The sequence below is a fragment of the Microbacterium sp. CFBP 8801 genome (assembly GCF_014839455.1).
GTDB lineage: Bacteria > Actinomycetota > Actinomycetes > Actinomycetales > Microbacteriaceae > Microbacterium.
The window spans coordinates 19,713-43,550 of record NZ_JACYNU010000015.1 but is presented as its reverse complement, the minus strand read 5'-3'; the positions used below and the strand labels follow the sequence as shown (position 1 = coordinate 43,550).

Genomic DNA, 23,838 nt, shown 5'->3' with positions numbered 1-23,838 from the left:
TCGCCGTCGACCATGGCGCCGAGCCCGGCCCGCTCGCCGCACGCCGGAAACCGGGTGCGGGGCGGGATCGTGCGGCCGGGGTTCGGTCCTCACGCCCCGCCGCTCGCAACCCCGAATCGGGCTGCGCAACCGCGTCAGGCCGTGCCGTACAACCGGTCGCCGGCGTCGCCGAGACCGGGCACGATGTAGCCCTTCTCGTTCAGTCGCTCGTCGACGGCGCCGAGCACGAGGGTGACGTCGTGTCCCTCGACCTGCTTCTCGATGGCGGCGACGCCCTCGGGGGCGCCGAGCAGGCAGATCGCGGTGACGTCCTGCGCGCCGCGGGCGAAGAGGAAGTTGATGGCCGCACCCAGCGAGCCGCCGGTGGCGAGCATGGGGTCGAGCACGAAGCACTGGCGGTCGCTCAGGTCGTCGGGCAGGCGTTCGGCGTACGTCGTGGGCTCGAAGGTCTCTTCGTCGCGCACCATGCCGAGGAAGCCGACCTCGGCGGTGGGCAGAAGCTTCACCATGCCCTCGAGCATGCCCAGACCGGCGCGCAGGATCGGCACGACGATGGGGCGGGGCTCGCTGATCTTGACGCCCTGGGTGAGGGTCACCGGGGTCTGGATCTCGATCGGTTCGACACGCACGTTGCGGGTCGCCTCGTAGGCAAGCAGGGTCACCAGCTCTTCGGTGAGCTGGCGGAACACCGGCGAAGATGTCTGCACGTCACGCAGCACCGTGAGCTTGTGGGTGATGAGCGGGTGGTCGGCGACGTGGACACGCATAGGCTCAAGGCTAGCCGCTTCCCCTGATCTCCCTCGTCCGTTTTTTCGGAGCCCCCGTGACCCCCACCGCCGCCGACCGCTCCGCGATGCGTCGCGCGTTCGCGCTGGCCGCCGAGGCCGCCGTCGACGGTGATGTGCCCGTCGGCGCCGTCGTCGTCGACGCCGAGGGGCGGATCCTCGGCGAGGGCCGCAATCTGCGCGAGGTCACGGCGGACCCCACGGCGCACGCCGAGGTGCTGGCGTTGCGTGCCGCGGCCGAGACCCTCGGCTCGTGGCATCTCGCCGACTGCACGCTCGTGGTGACCCTCGAGCCGTGCGTCATGTGCGCCGGTGCGATCCTGCAGGCGCGCGTGCCCCGGGTGGTCTTCGGGGCGTGGGATGCCAAAGCCGGCGCCGCGGGTTCGATGTACGACCTTCTGCGCGACCGGCGCCTGCCGCACCGCGTCGAGGTCGTGGGCGGGGTGGACGAGGACGAAGCCGCCGCGCAGTTGACGGCGTTCTTCGAGGTTCGGCGCGAACACCCGCACGATTACGACGCGTGATCGGGCACCCGCCCTCCGCCCCGCGGCCAGCGTGCGTCAGCGGGGCAGCAGGGGGAGCAGCTCGCTGCCGACGAGATCGGCGTGTCCGACGTCGCGCAGATCCAGCAGCTGGAAGTACACCCGCTCGGCGCCCAGCGCCCGCAGGCGCTCGACCTTGTCGGCGATCTGCGCCGGAGTGCCGATGAGGTTGGCGCCGTTGTCGAACTGCGCACGAGTCTGCCCGATCGCGGCGACCCGTCGCTCGATCTCGGCGTCGTCCGTGCCCACGATGGTCGGCAGAGCGACCGAGAGCTTCAGCGTCGCCGGGTCGCGCTCGGCGGTCTCGCACGCGGCGCGCACGCGCGCGAAGGCAGCCGAGATCTGCTCCTCGGCGACGAAGCCGATGTTGAACTCGGTCGCGTACCGCGCGGCCAGCGCCGGCGTGCGCTTCGGCCCGCCGCCGCCCACGATCACGGGCACCGGTGACTGCACGGGACGGGGGAGGGCGGGGGCGGCGTCGAGACGGTAGTGCTCACCGTCGAACGAGAAGGTCTCGGCATCCGGGGTCTGCCACAGGCCCGTCACCACCTGCAACTGCTCTTCGAGCAGGTCGAAGCGCTTGGCGGGGAAGGGGATTCCGTAAGCGGCATGTTCGCGCTCGAACCAGCCGGTCCCGAGGCCGAGCTCGACACGGCCGCCCGACATCGCGTCGATCTGCGCGACCTGGATGGCGAGGATCGCGGGCACGCGGTAGGTCACCGACGACACCAGGGTCCCGAGGCGGATGCGCGACGTCTCGCGGGCGAGACCGGCGAGCGTGGTCCACGCGTCGGTCGGCCCGGGCAGCGGGTCGCCCTCGCCCATCCGAAGATAGTGGTCGGAGCGGAAGAACCCGTCGAGGCCGTTCCGCTCGGCCGACTGCGCGAAGGCGAGCTGGTCGTCGTACGAGAAGCCCTGCTGGGGCTCGGTGAACAGGCAGTACTCCACGGGAGCCTCCGGGAAGATCGGGCGGTGCGAGACGGGGAGGGCGGGACGGGCCGAGTCGAGGCCGCGCTCAGTCGGCTGAGCGCAGGATGATCGCCTCGGTGGGCGGGGCGGGATCGGCCGGACGGCCGACGTAGCCGATGTGCGTGAGCAGGGCCCGGCGGAACGCGGAGGGACGCTCGAGATGAACCGAGTGGCCTGCTCCTTCGACGGGCACCTCGGTGACCTCTCCGCCACGGGCGGCGTAGGCGGAGAGCACGTCGCGCGTCTGCGACACCATGGGCTGCGCGGGGGCGATCTCGTCGCCGGGCCACCCGGGAACGACGCCCAGGGCGCCCAGGTGGTTCACGTCCGAGAACGAGGCGTCGGAGACGATGGCATCCGCCGTTCCGTAGATCCACAGCACCGGGGGCTTGTCGGCCAGGTCGACGATGCCCGAGACGTCGAAGAAGACGGGCGACAGCGTGTTGAGCGCCCCCGTGCGTCCGGGGGCGAAGCCGGGCCAGGTGGCGGTCGTGACCGACTCGCCCGGGTAGTTGCCCACGGCCGTCGACGTCGAGAGCATCGCCTCGACCCAGACGTCCTCGTGCTCGCTCGTGTACCCGGGCGCGACGTAGGTCGAGCGGAAGACCGAGCGCGGCGACGTGGGGGCGTCGGCGCTGGTGTCGCCGTCGGTGAGTCGCTGGACGAAGTCGGGGTTGGCGGCGCCGGCGCCGGTGCCCGCACCCTCGTCGTCGAGCCGCGAGCCGTCGCGTCGGGTGCCGCCGAACCCGTAGGGCGAGACCGGCGACTGGAGGGTCAGCGAGAGCACCGGGTGATCGAGGGCGTACTGCAGCACGACACCTCCGCCGAGCGACCATCCCACGAGGTGGGCGGAGGCGATGCCGAGGGCTTCGAGCGTCGCGTGCAGGTCGTCGCTGAAGTCGCGCACGCCACGGGTGGCGTCGATGGGGGTGTGCTCGGTGCGACCGAAGCCGCGGAGGTCGACCGCGACGACGCGCAGATCGCTGGGGAGGTCCTGCATGATCTCTTGCCAGAAAAGCGACGACGCGACGTTCCCGTGCACCAGCACGACCGTGTGCTCCGGGGGCGTCGAAGGGTCGTCGCCGGAGCGCTCGAGCACATTGACACCCAGCCGGTCGGTCTCGAGCAGGCGCGCGGTGATGCCGTCGAAGAGAGTCATGGAAGGTCCTCCGTGTCGATCGCGGGTGCCCCGGTACACCGTCGTCCGACTCTAACGCCCGCCCCTATCGGTCGCACTCAGGGTTGCCTGTCGCGGCGTCGGGGCGCTTCGTAGACTGGAGGCATGACGGATGCCATCACCTCGCTGCCCCCGATCGCGATCCTCGGAGCCGGCTCGATGGGAGGGGCCATCCTGCACGGCCTCGTCGCCGCGGGCCTGAGCGCGGGCGGCGTCACCGCGACCAACCGCTCGATCGCGAAGGCCGCCGAGCTCGCCGATCTCGAGGGAGTGACGAGTGTCGCGCTCGAGGTCAACCCGAACGGCAACATCGAGGCCGCGGCATCCGCCGAGGTGGTGTTGATCGGCGTCAAACCCGCGATGGTGCCCGACCTGCTCGACGAGATCGCTCCGCACCTGCGCGACGGCGCGGTCGTGGTCAGCCTGGCCGCGGGGGTCACCCTCGACACCTTCGCCCGTCACCTCGGCGAGGGTGTCGCAACGCTGCGCTCCATGCCGAACACGCCGTCGCTCGTCGGCAAGGGCGTGACCGGTCTGGCCGCGGGGCCGGCTGCTTCGGCCGACGATGTGGCCGTCGTCCGCGCTCTGTTCGAGACCGTGGGTGCGGTGCTCGAGGTGCCCGAGGAACAGATCGACGCGCTCTCGACGATCTCGGGATCGGGCCCGGCCTACGTCTTCCTGCTGGTCGAGGAGTTCACCAAATCGGCCGTCCGCATGGGCTTCGACGACGCGCAGGCGCGTCTGCTCGCCGAGCAGACCTTCATCGGGGCCACGACGCTCCTGGCCGCCTCCGACGTCGACCCGGCGGAGCTGCGTCGCCGCGTGACCAGCCCCAAGGGCACGACCGAGCGGGCCGTCGCGGTGCTGCAGGAGGCCCGATTCGACGACACCTTCACTGAGGCCGCCGAGGCCGCACTCGCGCGCGCGAAAGAGCTCGCCGAGGGGCGGTGACGTGCCGGCCGAGCACGGGGCCCGTTACGGGCGAAGGCTCCAGGGCGAGAGACTCCGAGCCACTGCTCAGCGGTCGAGCGACGCGAAGCGTTCGATGTCGGAGTTCGTCCCCGACACGATGATGAGGTCGTGGTTCGTGACCACGGTGTTGGCTTCGGCGTAGCGGAACGCCCGCCCGGGGCTCTTCACCCCGACCACGGTCACGTTGTACTTCGAGCGGACACCCGACTCGTTCAGGCCCACGCCGCGTACGAGCTTCGGCGGGTACATCTTGGCGAGCACGAAATCGTCGTCGAAGCGGATGAAGTCGAGCATGCGTCCGCTCACGAGGTGCGCGACGCGCTCGCCGGCTTCGGCCTCGGGGTAGATCACGTGGTTGGCGCCGACACGGGCAAGGATCTTGCCGTGCGACTGCGAGACGGCCTTGGCCCAGATCTGCGGGACCTTCAGGTCGACGAGGTTGGCGGTGATGAGCACCGACGCCTCGATGAGCGAGCCGACGGCGACGACGGCCACCTGGAAGTCCTGCGCGCCGATCTGGCGCAGAGCGTCGATGTTTCGTGCGTCGGCCTGTACGGCGTGCGTGACGCGCTCCGACCACTTCTGCACGAGTTCGAGGTTGCCGTCGACGGCCAGGACCTCGCGGTCGAGGCGGTCGAGTTCGCCGGCGCACGCCGCGCCGAAGCGCCCGAGGCCGATGACCAGCACGGGCGCGTCGCTGCGGATGCGTTCAACCAACGATGGGCCTTTCGACGGGCAGCGCGTACAACTGCGATCGAGACGACGCAGCCACGGCCGCGGCGAGTGTCACTGTACCAATGCGGCCCATGAACATCGTGGCGGCCATGACGTAGACGGCGGGGTCGGGAAGCTCCGCCGTGAGACCGGTCGACAGGCCGACCGTCGCGAATCCCGAGATCACGTCGAACAGGACGTGCTCGATGGGGGCGTCGGTGATGCGGCTGATCGTCACGGTCGAGATCGCGACGATCGTGGCGCCCCACGCGACGACCGAGAGGGCCACGCGCTGCACGTCGCTGGGGATCCGGCGCCCGAACGCCTGTACCGACGGCCGCCCCTTGGCCTCGGAGAAGACCGCGAGGGCGAGCACGGCGAGGGTCGTCACCTTGATGCCGCCGGCGGTGGATGCCGAGCCGCCACCCACGAACATCAGCATCGAGCCCACGATGAGGGTCGCGCCGTTGAGCTCGCCGATGTCGATGACCGAGAAACCGCCCGACCTGGTCATGGCGGAGAGGAAGAACGCCTGGAAGGTCGTGTCCCACGCATCCATGCTTCCGAATGTGAGGGGGTTGTCGTATTCCAGCAGCAGAATGACGCCCGCGCCGAAGAAGAACAGGATGACCGTGGTGATCAGGGTGAGCTTCGTGTGGAGCGACCACAGACGGAATCGCCAGTGGTGCCGCCACAGGGTGAAGATCACCGGGAAGCCGATCGAGCCGAGGAAGACGCCGATCATCAGCACCGACAGCAGGAAGTAGTCCTGGGCGAAGGGCGTCAGCCCGTCGGCGTTGGGGACGAACCCGGTGTTGGTGAAGGCCATGGCGGCGTAGTACGGGGCCTCCCACAGGGCGACGATCGGGTCGATGCCCCCGATGATGAGCGAGGGGTAGATGAGCACGGTGAGCCCGGCCTCGATCACCAGCGTCGACAGCGCGACCGTGCGCAGCAACTGGCCGACCTCGCCCAGACGGACGGTCTGCCCCTCGTTCACCGGTCCGCCGTGCGCCCGCAGGGGGTTGCTGTCTCCGGCGGCGATGAGCTTCGCGCGGAGCCCCAGGCGCTTCGAGATGACCAGGCCGAGGATCGAGGCGAGGGTGAGCACGCCGAGCGCACCGACGTTCACCCCGACGTAGGTGATGACGTGCCCGAGCGGAGACCAATGCGTGTACATGTTGACCGTCGACAGACCGGTCACGCAGATGGTCGACACCGCCGTGAACAGCGCGTCGGCCAGGGGCGTCGCTCGCCCGTCGGCCGACGCCGCGGGCAGCGAGAACAGCGCGGTGAAGAGAAGGATGAGCGTCACGAACACCAGCACCGCGAAACGCGCGGGTGATGCGGTGGTCAGATTGCGCAGTCGATCCCATGCCGTGAACGCGATGCGTCTCACGCGCACGGCCAATCGCACCTCGTTCGGCGTCGCCGCCATGCGCCGCTCCCTTCGGTGCCCGAACCCGAATCATGGTACTCGGGCCGGGGCGCCGCTAATCTGATGCCATGGCGGACATCTTCGACGTGATCGCTGACGGAACGCGTCGCGACATCCTTCAGCTCCTTCTGGACCGGGCCACCGGTGGCGAACGCGGAACGAGCGTGTCGCAGATCGTGGCGTCCCTGGGGGTGAGTCAACCGACCGTCTCCAAGCACCTGAAGGTGCTGCGCGAGGCCGAGCTGGTGTCGGTGCGCGAAGAGGGTCAGCACCGCTATTACAGCCTCGCGGTCGCGCCTCTCGACGAGGTCGACGACTGGCTCGTGCCGTTCTTCTCGGTCGACGAAGAGAACGAGCCCGCACTGCCCGAGTCCGCCGTCCACGCCGCCGAAGTGGTGGGTCGTGCCGCGGCGTCGGTCAAGCATTCCTTCTCGACGGCCTTCCGCAAGCTTCCGGGACGGTGAGGTGCACGGATGCCGCGGAAGAGCGGCATCCGGGAAGCACATTCGTCACAGCACGCCCAGAGGTTTACAGCCTTCACAGCCAGACCCTAGAGTGTGCACAGCATCAGAGGGTGAGTTCACCCGTAACGAGGGGTGAACCATGGCCGAGCTGCCCGACGTGCGATTCCTGACCGTCGCCGAGGTCGCCGAGCTCATGCGCGTGTCGAAGATGACCGTCTATCGTCTCGTGCACGCCGGCGAACTCCCCGCGGTGCGTTTCGGGCGCAGCTATCGTGTGCCCGAATCGGCCGTCGCCGAGGTCGTGCAGCGGCCGGTGTCCGACGTCGGCTAGACTGATCCGAGGCATTTTTTCATCGCCTGCTGTTCCCGGGGGCCGACCACGGCACCCAGACCCCGACTTAGTGAGGTTTTCCGTGGGTTCTGTCATCAAGAAGCGCCGTAAGCGCATGGCGAAGAAGAAGCACCGCAAGCTGCTTCGCAAGACTCGTCACCAGCGCCGCAACAAGAAGTAACGCGGCACGACACCGAGCGCCTGTCCTCTGCGACGGGCGCTTCGTGTATCCGCCCGCGCCGTTCGCCCTCTCGGAGGTAAGCATGCAGTCCATCTCGATCCACGACCTGCACGCGGGACGCGAGCGTCCGCTCATCGACGTGCGCGAGGAACACGAGTTCGCCGCCGGGCACGTTCCCGGGGCCGTGAACCTTCCCATGTCGACCCTGGGCGAACATCTCGACGAGCTCCCCGCCGAGCCGTTCGACGTGATCTGCCAGGCCGGCGGCCGCTCGGCGCGTGTGGTCGAGGCGCTCTCCGCGCGCGGTCACGACGCCACGAACGTCGAGGGCGGCACGGGCGACTGGATCGCCGCGGGGTACGACGTCGCATCCTGATCCGGTGCCCGGACCCGCGTCATCCCGCGCGTCCCGAGCGCCACGATCCACGGCCCTCCTAGGATGAAGGCGTGACGACCCTCACGCTGATCGGAAAGCCCGGCTGCCATCTCTGCGATGTGGCCGAGCAGATCGTCGAGGCCGTCGTGGCCGATCTTCCCGCCGACGTCGCCGACCGTGTCGAGATCGCGCACGCCTCGATCGCCGATGACACGGCGTTGTATGAGAAGTGGTGGGAGAAGATCCCCGTCATCCTGATCGACGGCGAGCTGCACGCGCACTGGCGCGTGTCGGCCGACCGCCTCCGCGCCGCGTTGCTGGCGTCCGAGCCCGAAGGAGCCTCCGCGTGAGCATCCGACACATCGTCCTGTGGAAGCTCGCGGCCGACGACGCCGACACCCGGGCTCTGCACGCCGAGCAGATCGCGGAGCGCCTGCTGGCTCTTCGCGGCGTGATCGACGAGATCGTGCATCTCGAGATCGGTCGCAACGTCGCGTACCCGCAGAACAACTGGGACGTCGCCCTGGTGAGCGAGTTCGCCGACGTCGAGGCGTTGGAGCGCTACCAGGTGCACCCCGCCCACCAAGAGGCTGCGGCCTTCGTGCGCTCGGTCGTCGCCGAGCGGTCGTCGGTCGACTACCCGTTCTGACGCCCGTTCAGCCGATGGGGCGAACGCTCATCGGCCCGGATGCGAGAGCGATCCGGACGTGCGCCCGATCGTCGAGGCGCCGGTCGGGCGCGTGCTCGACGACGACGCGATCGCCGTCGGCGGTGAGAACGGTCGAGCGGCGCACGCTGCCGAGGAAGATGGTCTCCTCGACGACCGCATCGACTCCCGGGGTGCCGTCGCCCACGAGCACGACCTGTTCCGGGCGTACGACGACCTCGCAGTGACCGTCGCTCGCCGCGGCGGCGAGAGGGAGTTCCTGCCCCCACACCTCGACGACGGCTCCCTCGACGATTCCCGGCACGGCGCTGACCGGACCCAGAAGGTCGGCCACCGCGAGGTCGCCGACGCGCGCGAAGACCTCGTCGGGGCGCCCCTGCGCGGCGATACGGCCCTGGTCCATCACGACGAGATGGTCGGCGACCGCGGCGGCCTCGGCGGTGTCGCGCGTGACCCACAGGGTGGTGACCCCGGTCGCACGCAGTTCCCGCACGACGCGATCGCGGGTCTCGGCGCGCGCCGAGGTGTGCAGCGCTGCCAGCGCGTCGTCGAGCACGAGGGCCCGCGGCCGCGACGCGAGAGCCCGGGCGACGGCCCACCGCTGCCGGTCGCCGTGCGAGAGGCGGTGCACCAGCCGGTCACCGGCGCCGAGCCCGACGAGCGCGCCCAGGCGTTCGGCTTCGGCGTCGGGGTCGGCGGTGCCCGCGCGACGGGCGGCGGCCACGATCGCGGCGCGCACCCGCCCGAAACGGGCGACCGGGGTGCGGTCGCGCACCTCGACGACGCGGGGCGCGGCGGCCCCGGTACGCCCGTCGATGGTCACGGTGCCGGCATCCGGCCGATCGGCTCCCGTGATCACGCGCAGCAGGGTCGACGCGCCGCAGCCCGACGGCCCGACGACGGCGACGATGCCGCCCGGCTCGATCTCGAGGTCGATGTTCTCGAGCACCGGGACTCCCGCGCGCGCGCGGCCGACATCGCGGAGCGAGATCGCCCACCCCGTGCGCGATCGTCCCGCCGGAGACGGGGCGGCCGAGGTGAGGGCGTTCATGGCCCCACGGTAGGGCGGCCGATGAACGCGACGACGCCCGGGGAGTGAACCCCGGGCGTCGGTCGCTCGAACCTTACGGAGCGAGGCGGGTCGGGCCGCGGAAGAGATACGTCACCTCGCGGATCGACGACTCGCCCAGCATGAGCATCAGGACGCGCGCCAGGCCCATGCCGAAACCACCGTGCGGCGGGGCGCCGAAGCGGAAGAAGTCGAGGTAGAAGTCGAGGTACTCGGGGTCGAGACCCTTCTCTTTCGCCTGCTCGATCAGCACGTCGACGCGGTGCTCGCGCTGCGCGCCGGTCGTGATCTCGACGCCGTTGAAGAGCAGGTCGTACGACTTCGTCAGCCCGGTCTCTTCGTCGCGCATGTGGTAGAAAGCGCGGATCTCGGGGTGGTAGTCGGTGATGAAGACGAACTGGTGACCGAACGTCTCGGCCACGTGCGCCGCGATCTGACGCTCACCCTCGGGGTCGAGGTCGCCGTCGGTGCGCGGGATGTCGTACCCGCGCGCGGCGACGATCTCACGCGCCTCGGCGAGGGGGATGCGCGGGAAGGGGAGCGTCGGAACCTGCACCTCGATGCCGAAGAGCTCCTGGATCTCGGCACCGTGCTTGTCGGCGACGGCCTGGAAAGCGCTCTGCAGCAGTTCCTCCTGCATACGGGCGACGTCTTCGTGCGAGTCGATCCAGCTGATCTCGGCGTCGATCGAGGTGAACTCGGTCGCGTGACGGCTCGTGAACGAGGGGTCGGCGCGGAACGCGGGGGCGATCTCGAAGATCTTGCCGAAGCCGGCGACCTGGGCCATCTGCTTGAAGAACTGGGGGCTCTGCGCGAGGTAGGCCGTCTTGTCTTCGAAGTAGGGCACCTCGAACAGTTCGGCGTTGGACTCCGAGGGCGACGCCATGAGCTTGGGGGAGTGCACCTCGATGTAGTCGCGCTCGACCCAGTAGGTACGCATCGCGTGCTCGAGAGTGGTCTGCACGCGGAAGATGAGGTTGTTGCGGCGCTGGCGCAGGTCGATGAAGCGCCAGTCCATGCGCTTGTCGGGGCTGCTGTCGGCCGCGATCGGGGTCTCGGGGTTGGCTGCCGCCGCGATGACGAGCTCGCCGACCTTGATCTCGACGCCGCCGAGCTTGACGCGCTCGTCGTGCTTGAGCTCGCCGCGCACGGTCAGGAAGGTGCCGGTCGACAGGGCGCCGATCGTCTCGGTGAGGGCGAGGGCGGCGGCATCCTGATCCGTCGCCTCTTCGGAGGGACGCGTCGCCGGGTTCACCAGCTGCACCGCGCCGGTCTCGTCGCGGAGGACGACGAACTGCACCTTCTTCTGGTCGCGGACGGTTTCGACCCATCCCGACACCTCGACGGGGCCGGCGGGAAGGGATTTCAGCTGGTTGACCAGGACGCGTTCGCTCACGATCGACCAGTCTACGTGCGCCGTGCGCGCGCACCCGGGCGCGAATCTACGATGGGGGCGTGACCTACTCGTTGCCGCCGGAATCTTTCCGGACGATGCGTCCCGAACCGACAGTGCGCAAGGCGCGTGGCTGGGACGTCGCGCTCACGATCATCCTGCTCGTGCTCCTTCCCCTGCTGGCGCTGGGGGCCTCGTACGCGGGAGTGCTGCTGGCGTTCGCCGCCGACCAGTGCGGGCCGTCGAACTGCGACACGGGGCTGATGAACATCGGCTTCTGGACGGCCGTCATCTCGCCCTGGGTCATCCTGCTGATCGGCGTGGTCGCCGCGATCGTGCGCCTCGTGCGCCATCGCCTGGCGTTCTGGGTGCCGCTGGCCACCATCGTCGGGATGGCGGCGGTGTGGTTCATCGCGGCCGCGTTCGTCGGCGCCGGGGTCTCGGCATCCTGAACCGCTCGGGGGCAACCCCCAGGAACCGCGCATGACCGGACCGTAGCCTGGAACGGGCGTCCGGTCGGGCGGCCGATCACCGAGCGCGAAGGCACCCGATGACCGACACCACCCTCACTCTCTCCCCCCTGCGCGCGAGCTCCGGCTCCGAGGACGGGCAGTCGTGGCTCACGTCGCTGGCCGACTGGACCGTGTCGCTCATGGAGATCATCGGACCGGTGGGCGCGGGCGTCGCCATCGCCCTCGAGAACCTCTTCCCGCCGCTGCCGAGCGAGGTCGTCCTGCCCATGGCGGGCCTCACCGCCAGCCGCGGCTCGTTCACGCTGTTCGAGGCGCTGCTGTGGACGACCGTCGGCTCGATCGTCGGCGCCTTCATGCTCTACGGCCTCGGGCGGTGGCTCGGAGCCGCGCGTCTGCGTTCGTTCGCCGCGAAGATGCCGCTGCTGCACCCCGAAGACGTCGACCGCACGGTCGCGTGGTTCGAGCGCCACGGCGGCAAGGCCGTGTTCTTCGGGCGAATGATCCCGATCTTCCGCAGTCTCATCTCGATCCCCGCCGGCGTCGCCAAGATGCCGATGTGGCGGTTCGGTCTGCTCACGGGCGCCGGCAGCCTGATCTGGAACACGATCTTCGTGCTGTCGGGCTTCCTGCTGGGCGAGAACTGGCACATCGTCGAGGAGTACGCCTCGATCCTGCAGTACGTCGTGATCGCCGCGGTCGTGATCGGAGTCGCGTGGTTCCTGTACGCGCGCATCCGTTCGCTTCTGGCTTCCCGCAACGACGCCCCGGCGTCGCGCACCGACGCCTGAGCGTCGGAGGACATCGCCGGGTTGAGTCCCCGTCGACGCGCGCGCACACCTCCTGCGGGCCCGGTATCCGCGGGTATCTCCACGTCGAAGCAACCCGCCCCCTCGCTCAGTCAGACCACAGAACCCGCCCGTAGACTGGCGTCGTGCCCGCCGATCGCCTTCATCTCGTGCGCCACGGAGAGGTCCACAACCCCCGTCGCGTGCTCTACGGTCGGCTCCCCGGATTCGGCCTCAGCATCGACGGGCGGCAGATGGCGCGCCAGGCCGCCGAGTACGTCCACGGCCTCGAGCGGCCCGTCTCGGCCCTCATCGCCTCACCGCTGCAGCGCACACGTGAGTCGGCGGAGCCGTTCGTGACGCTGTTCGGCATCGAGCCCGTGATCGATGAGCGGGTGATCGAGCCGACCAACGTCTTCGAGGGACGGCGGATGAAGCGGGCGCTCGCCAACCCGCTGAACTGGCGGCATCTGCGTCAACCCGCCGTTCCCAGCTGGGGTGAGCCCTACGAGCGCGTCGTGGCGCGGGTGACCGAGGCCATGGGCGACGCGTGGGAACGCGTCCCCTCGGGCGACGTCGTCATCGTCTCGCACCAGCTGCCGATCTGGGTGACCCACCTCGCCCTCTCCCACCAACCCACCCGCCACGACCCCCGCAAGCGCCGCTGCGCGCTGTCGAGCGTGACGAGCTTCGAACGGCGAGACGGCGCCGACGGCTCGACGCGCTGGGTCGAGGTGGCGTACGCCGAGCCGGCCACCACCGCCGGAGCCGTCGACGTAGGAGCCGTCTGATGCGCCGAATCCTCACCGCCGCCGGAGCGATGGCCGCCGCCGCGGCCCTCGTGATGGGCCTCGCGGCCTGCACGCCCGACCCCCTCGCCGAGCAGTACCGGGCGGGTGACAACAAGGGCTACATCGCCGCCAACGGGCTGCAGTGGCAGGAGATCCCCGAGTCGGACCGCGGCGAGGCCGTGGAGTTCTCGGGCAGCCTCGACAACGGCTCACCGGTGTCGAGCGCCGACTACGCCGGCAAGGTGCTCGTCGTGAACTTCTGGTATGCCACGTGCGGCCCGTGCATCATCGAGGCCCCGCGCCTCGAGCAGGCCTATCAGAGCTTCCAGGGCCAGGACGTGGCCTTCCTCGGCATCAACACCTACGACCAGCCCGCCACGGCGCTGTCGTTCGCCCGCGATCACGGGGTGTCGTACTCGAGTGCCATGGCCGTCAACGACGGGGAGCTGAAGCTCGCCTTCGCCGACAAGACCCCCATCAACGCGACGCCCACCACCCTCGTGCTCGACAAGCAGGGCCGCGTCGCCGCCCGCGTCATCGGCGAGCTCCCCGAGGCCTCGATCCTCGAGTCCATGGTGCGCACGCTGGTCGCGGAGCCCGCGTGAACCCGGGCGCTCTCGTCTTCGACGGCGCACTCTGGGTGGCTCTTCCCCTCGCGCTCGCCGCCGGTCTCATCTCGTTCCTGTCACCATGCGTGCTGCCGCTCGTGCCGGGGTACCTGGGGTACATCGGCGGTGCCGTCGCCCCGCGCGGGGGCTCGGCATCCGGAGCCGGCCGGGGGCGCCTGCTCGGTGGGACCCTGCTGTTCATCGCGGGATTCACCGTGGTGTTCATGGCGATCAACGTGCTCGGCGGAGCCGCCGGCATGTTCTTCACCCGCTACGGCGACGTCATCACGCGCGTCATGGGTGTCGTCATCATCCTCATGGGACTCGTGTTCATCGGCCTCTTCGGGGTGGCGCAGCGCTCGGTGCGGCTGCAGTCGCGCGGCAACCTGGGCCTGATCGGTGCCCCCCTGCTCGGCATCGCGCTGGGCATCGGCTGGACCCCCTGCATCGGCCCGACGCTGGCGGCGATCCTCTCGGTGTCGTACAACCTCGGCGACCCGGGCCGGGCGGCACTGCTGGGACTGGCGTACTCGCTGGGGCTCGGCATCCCGTTCGTTCTGCTCGCCCTCGGCTTCGGGTGGGCGACGCGCTCGGTGTCGTTCGTGCGCAAGCACATCCGCGTCGTCAACCTCATCGGCGGCGGGCTTCTCATCGCGCTCGGCCTGCTCATGGTCACGGGCGTCTGGGGCCAGTGGATGTCGACCCTGCAGGGAGTGATCGGCAATGTCCAACTCCCGCTCTGATCGAGGAAAGACCGTGACCGAACCCGCCGACGGCGTGCTGCGCCCGTCCGACCACGCCGACTCCGTCGTCGCGGACGGCTCCGGCGACGACGTCGTGCAGCCGCGCCTCGGCGTCGTGGGATGGGCGCGCTGGGGCTGGCGTCAGCTCACCAGCATGCGCACCGCGCTCGTGCTGCTGCTCCTGCTCGCGATCGCCGCCGTCCCCGGCTCGCTCGTGCCGCAGCGCACCGCCGACCCCAACGGCGTCACCCAGTACTTCACCGACAACCCCGACCTGGCGCCGGTGCTCGACAAGCTCAGCCTGTTCGACGTGTACAGCTCGCCGTGGTTCTCGGCGATCTACCTGCTGCTGTTCATCTCGCTGATCGGCTGCGTGCTGCCGCGCACCAAACACCACTGGAAGGCCCTGCGCTCGCAGCCCCCGCGCACGCCCGCGCGGCTGTCGCGCTTGGACGACCACCGCACCCGCCGCCTCACGGTCGCCGGAGACGCGGATGCCGTCGCCGCGGCCGCCGTCGACAGCGCCGCCGCTCAGCTGCGCAAGAGCGGATACCGCGTCGCCCGGTACGACGGGCGCGGCACGTACTCGGTGTCGGCCGAGCGCGGCTACCTGCGCGAGACGGGCAACCTTGTCTTCCACGCGGCCCTGGTGGGTGTGCTCATCGCCGTCGGCGTCGGAGGCGGCTTCACCTACACGGGGCAACGGGTGCTCGTGGAGGGCCAGGCGTTCGCGAACAGCCTGCTCGACTACTCCTCGTTCAACCCCGGCCGCTTCGTCGGCGGCGACACGCTCACGCCGTACTCCATGACGCTCGACGCCTTCGACGTCGCCTACGTGCCGCCCGGCCAGCCCGGCTCGGGTCAGGCGGGCGACTTCGTGGCGCACATGACCACGCGAGCCCCGGGCGGCGAGCCCGAGGACGGCGAGGTGCGCGTCAACCACCCGCTCGACGTGCAGGGCGACCGTGTCTACCTGCTGGGCAACGGCTACGCGCCCACCGTCACTATCCGCGACGCCGAGGGGAGGGAGGTCTTCCACGACTCCGTGGCCTTCCTTCCCCAGGATGCCAACATGACCTCGCTCGGCGTCATCAAGGTCGCCGACGGACTGCCGCAGCAACTCGGCCTGCTCGGCTTCTTCTACCCGACGATGGACGTGCTGCCTTCGGGCGCACTTACCTCGACCTACGGCGCGCTGGAGTACCCCGTGCTGACGCTGCGCGTCTACGAGGGCGACCTCGGCATCGACGACGGCACGCCCCGGTCGGTCTACACGCTCGACCCCTCGGGGATGACGCAGATCGCCGGCGGTGACAGCGGCACCCCCGCCCTGCAGCTCATGCCGGGCGAAACCCAGGACCTGCCGAACGGTCTCGGCACCATCACGTTCGAGAACGAGGCCCCCGCCGGCGCCTCCGGGTACGACGGTTCGGTGAAGCGCTTCGCCTCGCTGTCGATCCACCGTGACCTCGCCGGTCCCTGGGTGCTCGCCTTCGCGCTGCTCGCGCTGTTCGGTCTCATGACCGCCCTGTTCGTCCCACGTCGGCGCATGTGGGTCAAGGCGACGCCGCAGGGCGACGCCGTGGTCATCGAGTACGCGGGTCTGGCCCGCGGCGAAGATCCCACCCTCGGCGCCGCCGTCGGCCAGCTCGCCGAGAAGCACGCCTCGTCCCTTCCGACCCCGCGCCACCCCGACACCGGAAAAGTAGACTGACACCATGCCCGGAACCGACCCGCTTCTCCTCGACGAGATCTCCCTCCTCCTGGTGTGGACGGCGGTCACCATCTACGTGCTGGCGTTCATCGCCTACGCGATCGACCTCGCACGACGCTCCGACCTCGCGCTGAAGGCGAAGGACGACGTCGTCGCCCGCGAGCTCGTCACCGCGGGGGGCGGGGGAGTGATCGGCGGATCGACCGGGTCGTCGGCATCCACTACCGCACCGAAGCCCCGTTACCTCTGGGCGCGGCTGGGAACGGTGCTGACGGCGCTCGGGTTCGTGTTCCACCTCACCGCGACGGTGCTGCGCGGCATCGCCGCCGAGCGCGTGCCGTGGTCGAACATGTACGAGTTCGCGATGACCGGTCTGCTGCTCATCATCGCGGTGTACCTCGCCGTGCTCACCCGCTACGACCTGCGCTTCCTGGGCGCGCTGATGACGGGCCTCACCGTGCTGCTGCTCGGCGGGGCGACGCTCGCGTTCCACGTCGACGTCGTGCCGCTGGCCGACCCGCTGAAGTCGGTGTGGCTCGTGGTCCACGTGTTCGTCGCCAGCCTGGCCACGGCCCTGTTCGCCCTGGCGTTCGGGCTGTCGGTGGTGCAACTGATCCAGACGCGCCGCGAACGCAAACTCGCCGAGGCGGCGCCGTCGGACGACGCGCCCAAGCGCAGCTTCCTGCGGACGGTCCCCAAGGCCGACGCGCTCGAGTCGCTCGCCTACCGCTTCGCGATCGTCGGCTTCATCTTCTGGACGTTCACCCTCATCGCCGGGTCCATCTGGGCGAACGACGCGTGGGGCCGGTTCTGGGGCTTCGACACCAAGGAAGTCTGGACCTTCGTGATCTGGGTGCTCTACGCCGGATACATCCATGCCCGCGCGACCCGCGGCTGGCGCGGCACCCGCTCGGCGTGGCTGTCGATCATCGGCTTCACCGCCGTGCTGTTCAACTTCACGATCGTGAACGTGTTCTTCAAGGGCCTGCACGCGTACAGCGGTCTGACGACCTGACGCGGGGCGTCGGTCTGCCCGTTGAGTGTCCAGGACACGCCGCGTGCCCGTCGTGCGTGGCGGCGTGTCTTGGACACTCGACGGTGTTGTGGCCGCTGAGGGGCGCCGGCTGAGCGCAGGCGGCGCCCCTCTCGAACACGCAGAGAGCGGGCGGACGGTCGGTCGCGCACGCGCCGAACGCGGGCGGGCGCTCTTGCCGGGCCTCTGCCGTGGCTCGCGCCGCGGCCTGGGCTTGCCCGTTGGGTGTCCAGGACGCGCCGCGTGCCCGTCGTGCCTGGCGGCGTGTCTTGGACACTCAACCGTGTTGTGGCCGCTGAGGGGCGCGCGCCGAGCGCGGGCGGGGCTCCGTCGAATACACGCCGAAAGCGGGCGGGCGCTCTTGCGGGGCCTCTGCCGTGGCTCGCGCCGCGGCCGGGGCTTGCCCGTTGAGTGTCCGAGACACGCCGCGTCCTCGCTGTGCGTCGCGGCGTGTCCTGGACACTCAACGGGGACGTGCGGCCAGCAGGGCGCTGCGGACCGGTGCGACGATGAGCTGGTTCGGCGCGTCGAGATGATGCGCGAGGACCCGGATTAGGGTCCATCCCGCGTCGCTGATCGCCCGCCACCGGTCGGCGTCGCGGCGGAACTGCGCGGCTTCAGCGTGATGGCGCCCGTCGTATTCCACGGCGACGCGCTGCTCGGGGTAGGCCATGTCGAGCCTGGCGACGAAGAGCCCCGAGGCTGTCCGGAGCGTCCAGTTGAGCTGGGGCTCGGGCAGACCGGCATCCACGAGGACGAGACGCACGGCGCTTTCGCGCGGTGATTCCGCACCCGGGCGAACGAGACCGGCCGCCTCACGGAGCGCCACCGCCCCGCGCCGTCGGGTGCGCATCGCCACCTCCTCGAGGCCCGGCACCGGATCGCCCTGGGCCACGAGCCAGTCGCCGACCGCGACGAGGTCGTCCACGCGCAGCACGGCGCCGAGTTGCGCCCACGTCTCCGTTCGAGCGGCGACGGGCAGATCGTCGAGGAGGGTGATTCCGTCGGGCGGCATCACCAGGCGGTGTCCGGTGACGCTGGACGTGCGGGGCTCTCGAGCGGGCGGTACCGCCGAGACGTGCAGCTCTTCGCCGTGCGGAAAAGGCAGCGGCATCCCCCACAGTGAGGCGGCCGTGACGTGGCTGAAGAACTGGCCACCCGACATCCGCGGGAGGTACGCGTGGCATCGCTCCGCGACGGAACCGAGTCCGGGGTCGTCGCCGGCGTACCGGACGCCGTGGAACGGCGACCGCAGGTCGCGAGCGCGGAGCCTTCTGGGCGGGATGCCGAGACGGTCCGCGTCGCGAACGTGGAACGCGGTGCCGAGCTCGGCGGGGAGAGGTCGAGGGCGCATGCCCGACAGCAGACACCGGGCACGGTGCCCCGCGCTGCGCGCCCCCGCCCCGCGTGTGGACAACCCTCCCTGTGGAGGACCCTCACGCGCAGCCCACCCTCCGTCGAGTGTCCAGAACACGCCGCGGCCGGGGGCGGCTCAGCGGCGTGTCTTGGACACTCAACAGGGGGGGGGGAGGGGGAGCGGGCTAGGCGACGGAGACCGCTGCGGCGCGCGCCGACGTCGTACGGCGACGCGTCACGATCAGCGTCGTCACCACCAGCGACAGCACGGCCCACACCACCAGCCCGGCGATGCCGGCGGCGACCCCGCTCGACGACGACAGGGCGCCGAGCATCGCGTCGTACACCGGGGCGGTGGGCATGAGAGATGCGGCGGCGGCGAGGGCCGGTGGCACCGTCGAGACGATCGTCGCCCCCAGGGCGAGGGCGCCGATCACGGCGGCGACCCAGCGTCCCGCTCCGCCGAACACGGCGACGAGGGCCTGGTGCACGGCGGCGAAGGCCACGCCCGCGGCGATGCAGATGACGGCGAACAGGGCCCAGTCGTCCCAGTCGTACTGGGATGCCACCTGCACGACGCCCGCGACCAGCAGGCCCTGCACGGCGCCGACGGCAGCTGCGGGGGCGAAGCCGCGCAGGGCGACGAGCGCCGAGGGGCGTCGGCTCGTCAGCGCGCGCGCCGACACCGCCTGGAAGGCCACGAACGAGGCGAGCCCGCCGAACCACAGCACGGCCATGGCGAGCAGTGGAACGGCGGCCAGGCCGAAGAGCGAGTCGCTCGCGCCGGTGGCCGACACCGGGTCGGCGACGACGTCGGCGAGGGTGGTCGCCTGGGCGTCGGAGTACTTCGGCAGCTGCGACACGGCGGTGTCGAGGCCGTCGGCGAGAGACGTGGTGCCGGACGCCACCTGGCTCACGCCGTCGGCGAGCTGACCGGCGCCGTCCTGGGCGCCCAGGGTGCCGGATGCCAGTTGTGCCGCGCCGGAGCTGAGGGCCGACGCGCCGGTGCCGAACTGCCGCGCGCCGTCGGCGAGCTGGTTCGCGCCGCCGGAGAGGGCGTCGATGCCGCCGGCGATCGTGTTGATCCCCGTCTCGGCCTCGCGCGCCCCGCCGGCGAGGCCGGCTGCGCCGTCGGCGAGCTGCTGGTTGGCGTCGGCGATGGTGCGGATCCCGGCGGGGAGCTGCGAGGCCTGCCCGGCCAGCTCGCCGATCTTGGCCACCGTCTCGGTGGCTTGCGGGAGCGCCTTGTTGGCTTCGTCGGAGGCGTTGCGCAACGCCGTGCACTGCTCGGGGGTGCCGGTGCACTCGTCGGCCGCCTTCTGCAGGGCGGCGGCCGCATCGACCAGGGCGGTGTTCACCTGCGGGGCGGCCTGCGCCAGGCGGGTGGCGGCGTCTTCGAAGCCGGGCGGGATCTGGTCTGCGAGACCGTTGATCTGCGTGGCGAGCTGCTGATTGCCGGCGGCGATGCCGTCGGCTCCACCGGCCAGCTTGCCGACGCCGGTGGCGGCATCGCGCGTTCCCTGCGCGAGGGCGCCCGCGCCGCTCGAGAGCTGAGTGGCGCCGTCGGCCAGGGGTCCCGCGCCGCTCGCGAGCTGTCCCGCTCCGCTCGACAGCTGCGAGGCACCGTCGGCGAGCTGACCCAGCCCGTCGCGCAGTCCGGTCGCGCCGGAGGCGGCCTGCCCGGCACCGTCGGCGAGCTGGTGCGCCCCGCTGGCGGCGGTGCCCAGCTGGTCGCCGAGGGTCGTGAAGCCGAGGAACACGTTCTTGAGGTACTGCGACGACAGCTCGCTGCCGTAGACGCTCGAGGCGGTGGAGGCCAGGGTCGCGGTGATCGCACCGTCGACGACGCGGGCGTTGGGGGCCGTCGCGACGCCGATCGTGGCCTTCTCGGGGCTCTCTCCGGGGCGGGTCGAGAGCGAGGCGGCCGTGAAGTTCTCGGGGATGGTCACGACGGCGGTGTAGGTGCCGTCGGCGAGGCCCGCCGCGGCATCCGCGTCGTTCGAGATGACCCAGTCGATGTTGCTCGACTGGTCGTCGGCGCCCTTGACCAGACCGCCGGTGAGCTGACGACCGAGCGGCACGAGCTGACCGTTCAGCTCGACGGCCTTGTCGTCGTTGACGATCGCGGCGGTGATGTTCTCGAGCCGGTCGGTGGGGTTGTACAGCGCGCCCACGAGGATGCCGCCGATGACGGCCGGCAGCAGCAGCACGCCGACGAGGGTGAGCCAGGTCACGGGGCGGCGCGAGCGGGAGCGCTCGACGGGGAGAGTCATGCGAACACCTCGGAGAGATCGGCGTAGGTTTCGGGCTGCGGGGAATCCGGCGCGCGGTGGCGCCGCGGTGTCGGAAGGGCGAGCGAGGCCACGTCCGGGCGGTGCGCCTCGGCCAGCAGGGCGAGGGCCCGGCGTTCGTCGCGGGCCGACACGATGAGCGTGAACGGGGAGGAGTCCTCTCCCGAACGTTCGCGCGCCTCGGTGGCGGCGCGGCGGAGCACGTGGGCGACGTCGTCGCGGGTGTCGTCGTCGAGGCGGTCGACGTCGGACACGACGATGATGCGCGCGCGACCCGCGACCGCGTCGGCGACGGTGCGCGCGGCCTCGGCGGGGTCGTCGAGCAGGGCGACGCCGACGCGGGAGCGCACGGCTCCCGCGCGCTCGGGAACGAGCAGTCCATCGACGCGCAGACGCCCGTCGATGCCGGCGAGGCGCCCCGACAGGGCGAGGAGCAGCGTGCGGGTGGTGCGGCTCTCACCGGTGACCAGCAGGGTGCCGCCGAATCCGAGACGCAGCGAGACGTCGCGGAACACGGGCTCCTCGGCATCCGAGGCTCCGACCGTGCGAAGGTCGTCGGCGGCGACGGCCATGGCGGGCTCCGCCGGCCAGTCGGCGAGGCGCACCTCGCGCTCGACGGCTTCGCCCTCGACGTCGAGCTTCGGCAGCAGGCGGTCGAGCCAGCGCGGCATCCACCAGGCCTTGTCGCCCAGCAGGGCGAGGACCGCGGGCACGAGGGTCATGCGCACGAGGAAGGCGTCGACGGCCACGCCGACGGCCAGGCCCAGGGCGATGGGCTTGAGGCTCGAGTCGCCCTCGGGCACGAATGCCACGAAGACAGCGAACATGATGACGGCGGCCGCGACCACGACGCGGGCCGAGGCCGCGAAGCCGCTGCGCACGGCGCCGAGCGCCACCTCGCGGGGCGTGCGCCCCTCGCGATCCGCGTGCACGTAGTCCTCGCGCATCCGCGAGACCAGGAACACCTGGTAGTCCATCGCGAGGCCGAACAGCACGCCCATCACCACGATGGGCATGAAGCTGATGATGGGGCCGACCTTGGCCACGTGCAGGGCGTCGGCGAACCAGCCCCACTCGAACACCGCGGCCACGACCCCGAACGAGGCCGCCACCGACAGCAGGTAGCCGCCGGCGGCGGTCAGCGGCACCCAGATCGAGCGGAACACGATCATCAGCAGCACGAGCGACAGGCCGACGACGAAGAGGCCGAAGGGCAGCAGGGCCGCTCCCAGCTGGTCGGAGATGTCGATGGTCACGGCGGTGTAGCCGGTGACGAGCAGACGGACGCCGAACTGGTCGTACAGGCGGTCCTCTTGCGCGCGGAGCTCCCGCACGAGGTCGGCGGTGCGGGGGTCGTCGGGGGCGGTCTCGGGCACGATCTGCACGATGCCGGTGTCGGCGGTCTCGTTCGGGGTCGCCAGAGCGACCTCGGCGACCCCGGGGATCTTCGCGATCTCGTCGCCGATGTCGGTCATGAGCGTCAGGGGGTCGTCCGAGGTGACGATCGTGCCGGTCATGATGAGCGGGCCGTTGGCGCCCGGGCCGAAGTACTCGTCGGTGAGCTCGTATGCGACGCGGGCTTCGTCTCCCTCGGGGAGCTGGCCGGCGTTGGGCAGGGTGAGCGCGAGGCTGGCGGCGGGGATCGCGGTGACCCCCAGCAGGCCGACGATCGCGACGGTGGTGACGACCGGATGCCGGGTGACCAGGCCCACCCAGCGCTTGGCCGGGCCGTTGCGTTCGGCGCGCGAGGCTGCGGCCGCGACCTTCTCGTCGCGCTCGGCGGCGGCCTGGGCGACCGCCGCGGCGTCGTCATCGGAGGTGCCGCGGGCCCGGCGGGAACGCTTCTTGGGTCGCTTGTACCCCCACCCGACCACGCGGTGCCCGGCGAAGCCGAGGAAAGCCGGGGTCAGGGTGAGTCCGACGCACACCGCGATCGCGACGGCGACCGACGCGGCGATCCCCATGGTGGTGAGGAACGGGATGCCGGCGAAGCTCAGGCCGATGAGGGCGATGAGCACGGTGATGCCGGCGAAGACGACGGCGGAACCGGCGGTGCCGACGGCGCGCGCGGTGGACTCCTCGGGGTCCATTCCCGCTCTCGTCTGGTCTTGATGTCGCGAGACGATGAAGAGGGCGTAGTCGATGCCGACCGCGAGACCCAGCATCACCGCCAGCAGCGGCGTCGTCGACGAGACGGTCGCGAAGCCGGTGGCGATGAAGATCAGGGCCACCGACAGGGCGACGCCCAGGATGGCGGTGGCCAGCGGCATGCCGGCCACGAGGAACGAGCGGAACGTCACCATCAGCACGAGGGCGGCGATGAGCACGCCGAGGGCCTCGGTGAGGGTGGCGCCGGGGACCTCGCTGGCGAACAGCTGGCCGCCGAGCACGGCCTGCGATCCGCTCGGCAGGGCGGAGCCCAGGGCCGTGGCCGCCTCGCGCAGCCCGTCTTCGGTGGAGGCGGGGACGGCGGTGGCTTCTCCGGCGAATTGGATGCGCACGATCGCCGCGCGGTCGTCGTCGGCGATGCCGCCCGAGATGCGGGCGTCGTAGGGGTCGGTGACGGCCTCGACGAAGTCGAGCTTGCCGATGTCGCCGGTGGTGGTGGTGATGGCATCCTGGTACGCCTTGTCACGCACGCTCGCGCCGTCGGCGGCCACCACGATGATCTCGGCGCTCGCCCCGCTCACCTGGGGGAAGGTGCGCTCGAGCATCTCGAGACCGGCCTGCGACTCGGTGCCCGGGATGGTGAAGGTGTTGTCGGTGCCCTTGGCGAGCAGTGCCACCCCGCCGCCGGCCAGCACGAGCACCAGGAGCCAGGCGGTCAGAACGCGCCACGGGTGGCGGAACGACCAACGGCCCAGGGTGTACAGGAATGTCGACACGGTGGCTCCCACGATCGGTGAACGAGTCGATACATCACCGTATCGGATACATCAATGTATCGTAGTCGCCGAGGGGGTGGT

25 protein-coding genes are annotated in these 23,838 nt (G+C 70.8%); 15 read left to right on the top strand and 10 right to left on the bottom strand.

Annotation, left to right across the window (positions count from 1 at the left end; all coding sequences use genetic code 11):
- Nucleotides 1-134: 134 nt before the first annotated feature.
- Nucleotides 135-767 (bottom strand): uracil phosphoribosyltransferase, encoded by a 633-nt coding sequence (gene upp / locus IFR11_RS14170; protein WP_055839143.1) that lies wholly within the window; start codon nt 765-767, stop codon nt 135-137.
- Between the two features lie 86 nt (nt 768-853).
- On the opposite strand from upp, the gene tadA reads away from it, so the two are divergent.
- Complete coding sequence (gene tadA / locus IFR11_RS14165; protein WP_055839587.1) at nt 854-1,309, top strand: tRNA adenosine(34) deaminase TadA; 456 nt, start codon at nt 854-856, stop codon at nt 1,307-1,309.
- A 36-nt stretch (nt 1,310-1,345) separates the two neighbouring features.
- Here tadA and IFR11_RS14160 read toward each other — a convergent pair whose 3' ends face one another.
- Entirely contained in the window at nt 1,346-2,275 is a 930-nt protein-coding gene (locus tag IFR11_RS14160) for a TIGR03560 family F420-dependent LLM class oxidoreductase (RefSeq protein WP_191916568.1), read from the bottom strand.
- Between the two features lie 67 nt (nt 2,276-2,342).
- The gene (locus IFR11_RS14155) at nt 2,343-3,455 is read right to left on the bottom strand and encodes an alpha/beta hydrolase (RefSeq protein WP_191916567.1); all 1,113 of its coding nucleotides are present in this window, start codon (nt 3,453-3,455) and stop codon (nt 2,343-2,345) included.
- 123 nt (nt 3,456-3,578) lie between these two features.
- Between IFR11_RS14155 and proC the strand changes: the two genes are divergently transcribed.
- The gene (gene proC / locus IFR11_RS14150) at nt 3,579-4,424 is read left to right on the top strand and encodes a pyrroline-5-carboxylate reductase (RefSeq protein WP_055839133.1); all 846 of its coding nucleotides are present in this window, start codon (nt 3,579-3,581) and stop codon (nt 4,422-4,424) included.
- Between the two features lie 66 nt (nt 4,425-4,490).
- On the opposite strand, the gene IFR11_RS14145 is transcribed toward proC, so the two are convergent.
- Nucleotides 4,491-5,162, bottom strand: coding sequence for a potassium channel family protein (locus IFR11_RS14145; RefSeq protein ID WP_055839130.1), 672 nt, complete (start codon nt 5,160-5,162; stop codon nt 4,491-4,493).
- On the bottom strand, nt 5,155-6,597 hold the full coding sequence (locus IFR11_RS14140) for a TrkH family potassium uptake protein (protein WP_191916566.1): 1,443 nt from the start codon (nt 6,595-6,597) through the stop codon (nt 5,155-5,157). The genes IFR11_RS14145 and IFR11_RS14140 overlap by 8 nt, the downstream gene beginning before the upstream one ends.
- 68 nt (nt 6,598-6,665) lie before the next feature.
- Between IFR11_RS14140 and IFR11_RS14135 the strand changes: the two genes are divergently transcribed.
- From IFR11_RS14135 to IFR11_RS14110, 6 genes are all read left to right on the top strand, one after another.
- Nucleotides 6,666-7,061, top strand: coding sequence for an ArsR/SmtB family transcription factor (locus tag IFR11_RS14135; protein ID WP_055839127.1), 396 nt, complete (start codon nt 6,666-6,668; stop codon nt 7,059-7,061).
- A 139-nt stretch (nt 7,062-7,200) separates the two neighbouring features.
- Nucleotides 7,201-7,392: a helix-turn-helix domain-containing protein gene (locus tag IFR11_RS14130; protein ID WP_055839125.1), complete on the top strand. Its 192-nt coding sequence runs from the start codon at nt 7,201-7,203 to the stop codon at nt 7,390-7,392.
- 82 nt (nt 7,393-7,474) lie between these two features.
- Nucleotides 7,475-7,573 carry a 30S ribosomal protein bS22 gene (locus IFR11_RS14125; protein WP_003792170.1) on the top strand — a complete coding sequence of 33 codons (99 nt, stop codon included), beginning with the start codon at nt 7,475-7,477 and terminating at the stop codon, nt 7,571-7,573.
- 82 nt (nt 7,574-7,655) lie between these two features.
- On the top strand, nt 7,656-7,949 hold the full coding sequence (locus IFR11_RS14120) for a rhodanese-like domain-containing protein (RefSeq protein ID WP_055839123.1): 294 nt from the start codon (nt 7,656-7,658) through the stop codon (nt 7,947-7,949).
- A 71-nt stretch (nt 7,950-8,020) separates the two neighbouring features.
- Nucleotides 8,021-8,299, top strand: coding sequence for a glutaredoxin family protein (locus tag IFR11_RS14115; RefSeq protein WP_055938946.1), 279 nt, complete (start codon nt 8,021-8,023; stop codon nt 8,297-8,299).
- Complete coding sequence (locus IFR11_RS14110) at nt 8,296-8,598, top strand: Dabb family protein (protein WP_055839115.1); 303 nt, start codon at nt 8,296-8,298, stop codon at nt 8,596-8,598. The genes IFR11_RS14115 and IFR11_RS14110 overlap by 4 nt, the downstream gene beginning before the upstream one ends.
- Nucleotides 8,599-8,605: 7 nt before the next feature.
- On the opposite strand, the gene IFR11_RS14105 is transcribed toward IFR11_RS14110, so the two are convergent.
- Nucleotides 8,606-9,667 (bottom strand): ABC transporter ATP-binding protein, encoded by a 1,062-nt coding sequence (locus IFR11_RS14105; protein WP_055938943.1) that lies wholly within the window; start codon nt 9,665-9,667, stop codon nt 8,606-8,608.
- 73 nt (nt 9,668-9,740) lie between these two features.
- A complete protein-coding gene (aspS, locus tag IFR11_RS14100) occupies nt 9,741-11,081 on the bottom strand; it encodes an aspartate--tRNA(Asn) ligase (protein ID WP_191916565.1) in 1,341 nt (446 codons plus the stop codon).
- Nucleotides 11,082-11,194: 113 nt separating this feature from the next.
- Here aspS and IFR11_RS14095 point away from each other — a divergent pair, with 113 nt between their 5' ends.
- The 7 genes from IFR11_RS14095 to ccsB all read left to right on the top strand — a co-directional run bounded on the left by IFR11_RS14095 (nt 11,195) and on the right by ccsB (nt 17,207).
- Entirely contained in the window at nt 11,195-11,530 is a 336-nt protein-coding gene (locus tag IFR11_RS14095; protein WP_055839107.1) for a hypothetical protein, read from the top strand.
- Between the two features lie 98 nt (nt 11,531-11,628).
- Entirely contained in the window at nt 11,629-12,339 is a 711-nt protein-coding gene (locus tag IFR11_RS14090) for a DedA family protein (protein ID WP_055839102.1), read from the top strand.
- A gap of 143 nt (nt 12,340-12,482) precedes the next feature.
- Entirely contained in the window at nt 12,483-13,127 is a 645-nt protein-coding gene (locus tag IFR11_RS14085; RefSeq protein ID WP_191916564.1) for a histidine phosphatase family protein, read from the top strand.
- Nucleotides 13,127-13,732 carry a TlpA family protein disulfide reductase gene (locus IFR11_RS14080; RefSeq protein WP_055839098.1) on the top strand — a complete coding sequence of 202 codons (606 nt, stop codon included), beginning with the start codon at nt 13,127-13,129 and terminating at the stop codon, nt 13,730-13,732. Before IFR11_RS14085 ends, IFR11_RS14080 begins: the two co-directional genes overlap by 1 nt.
- Nucleotides 13,729-14,478: a cytochrome c biogenesis CcdA family protein gene (locus tag IFR11_RS14075; protein WP_055839095.1), complete on the top strand. Its 750-nt coding sequence runs from the start codon at nt 13,729-13,731 to the stop codon at nt 14,476-14,478. The genes IFR11_RS14080 and IFR11_RS14075 overlap by 4 nt, the downstream gene beginning before the upstream one ends.
- Nucleotides 14,459-16,192, top strand: a complete 1,734-nt coding sequence (gene resB, locus IFR11_RS14070; protein ID WP_191916563.1) for a cytochrome c biogenesis protein ResB — start codon at nt 14,459-14,461, stop codon at nt 16,190-16,192. The genes IFR11_RS14075 and resB overlap by 20 nt, the downstream gene beginning before the upstream one ends.
- Before the next feature lie 4 nt (nt 16,193-16,196).
- Entirely contained in the window at nt 16,197-17,207 is a 1,011-nt protein-coding gene (gene ccsB, locus IFR11_RS14065) for a c-type cytochrome biogenesis protein CcsB (protein ID WP_191916562.1), read from the top strand.
- 481 nt (nt 17,208-17,688) lie between these two features.
- On the opposite strand, the gene IFR11_RS14060 is transcribed toward ccsB, so the two are convergent.
- The 3 genes from IFR11_RS14060 to IFR11_RS14050 form a co-directional block, all read right to left on the bottom strand.
- Entirely contained in the window at nt 17,689-18,579 is an 891-nt protein-coding gene (locus tag IFR11_RS14060; RefSeq protein ID WP_191916561.1) for an endonuclease domain-containing protein, read from the bottom strand.
- A 187-nt stretch (nt 18,580-18,766) separates the two neighbouring features.
- The gene (locus IFR11_RS14055) at nt 18,767-20,854 is read right to left on the bottom strand and encodes a YhgE/Pip domain-containing protein (protein ID WP_070409344.1); all 2,088 of its coding nucleotides are present in this window, start codon (nt 20,852-20,854) and stop codon (nt 18,767-18,769) included.
- Complete coding sequence (locus tag IFR11_RS14050; protein ID WP_191916560.1) at nt 20,851-23,757, bottom strand: MMPL family transporter; 2,907 nt, start codon at nt 23,755-23,757, stop codon at nt 20,851-20,853. Before IFR11_RS14050 ends, IFR11_RS14055 begins: the two co-directional genes overlap by 4 nt.
- Nucleotides 23,758-23,838 lie beyond the last annotated feature (81 nt).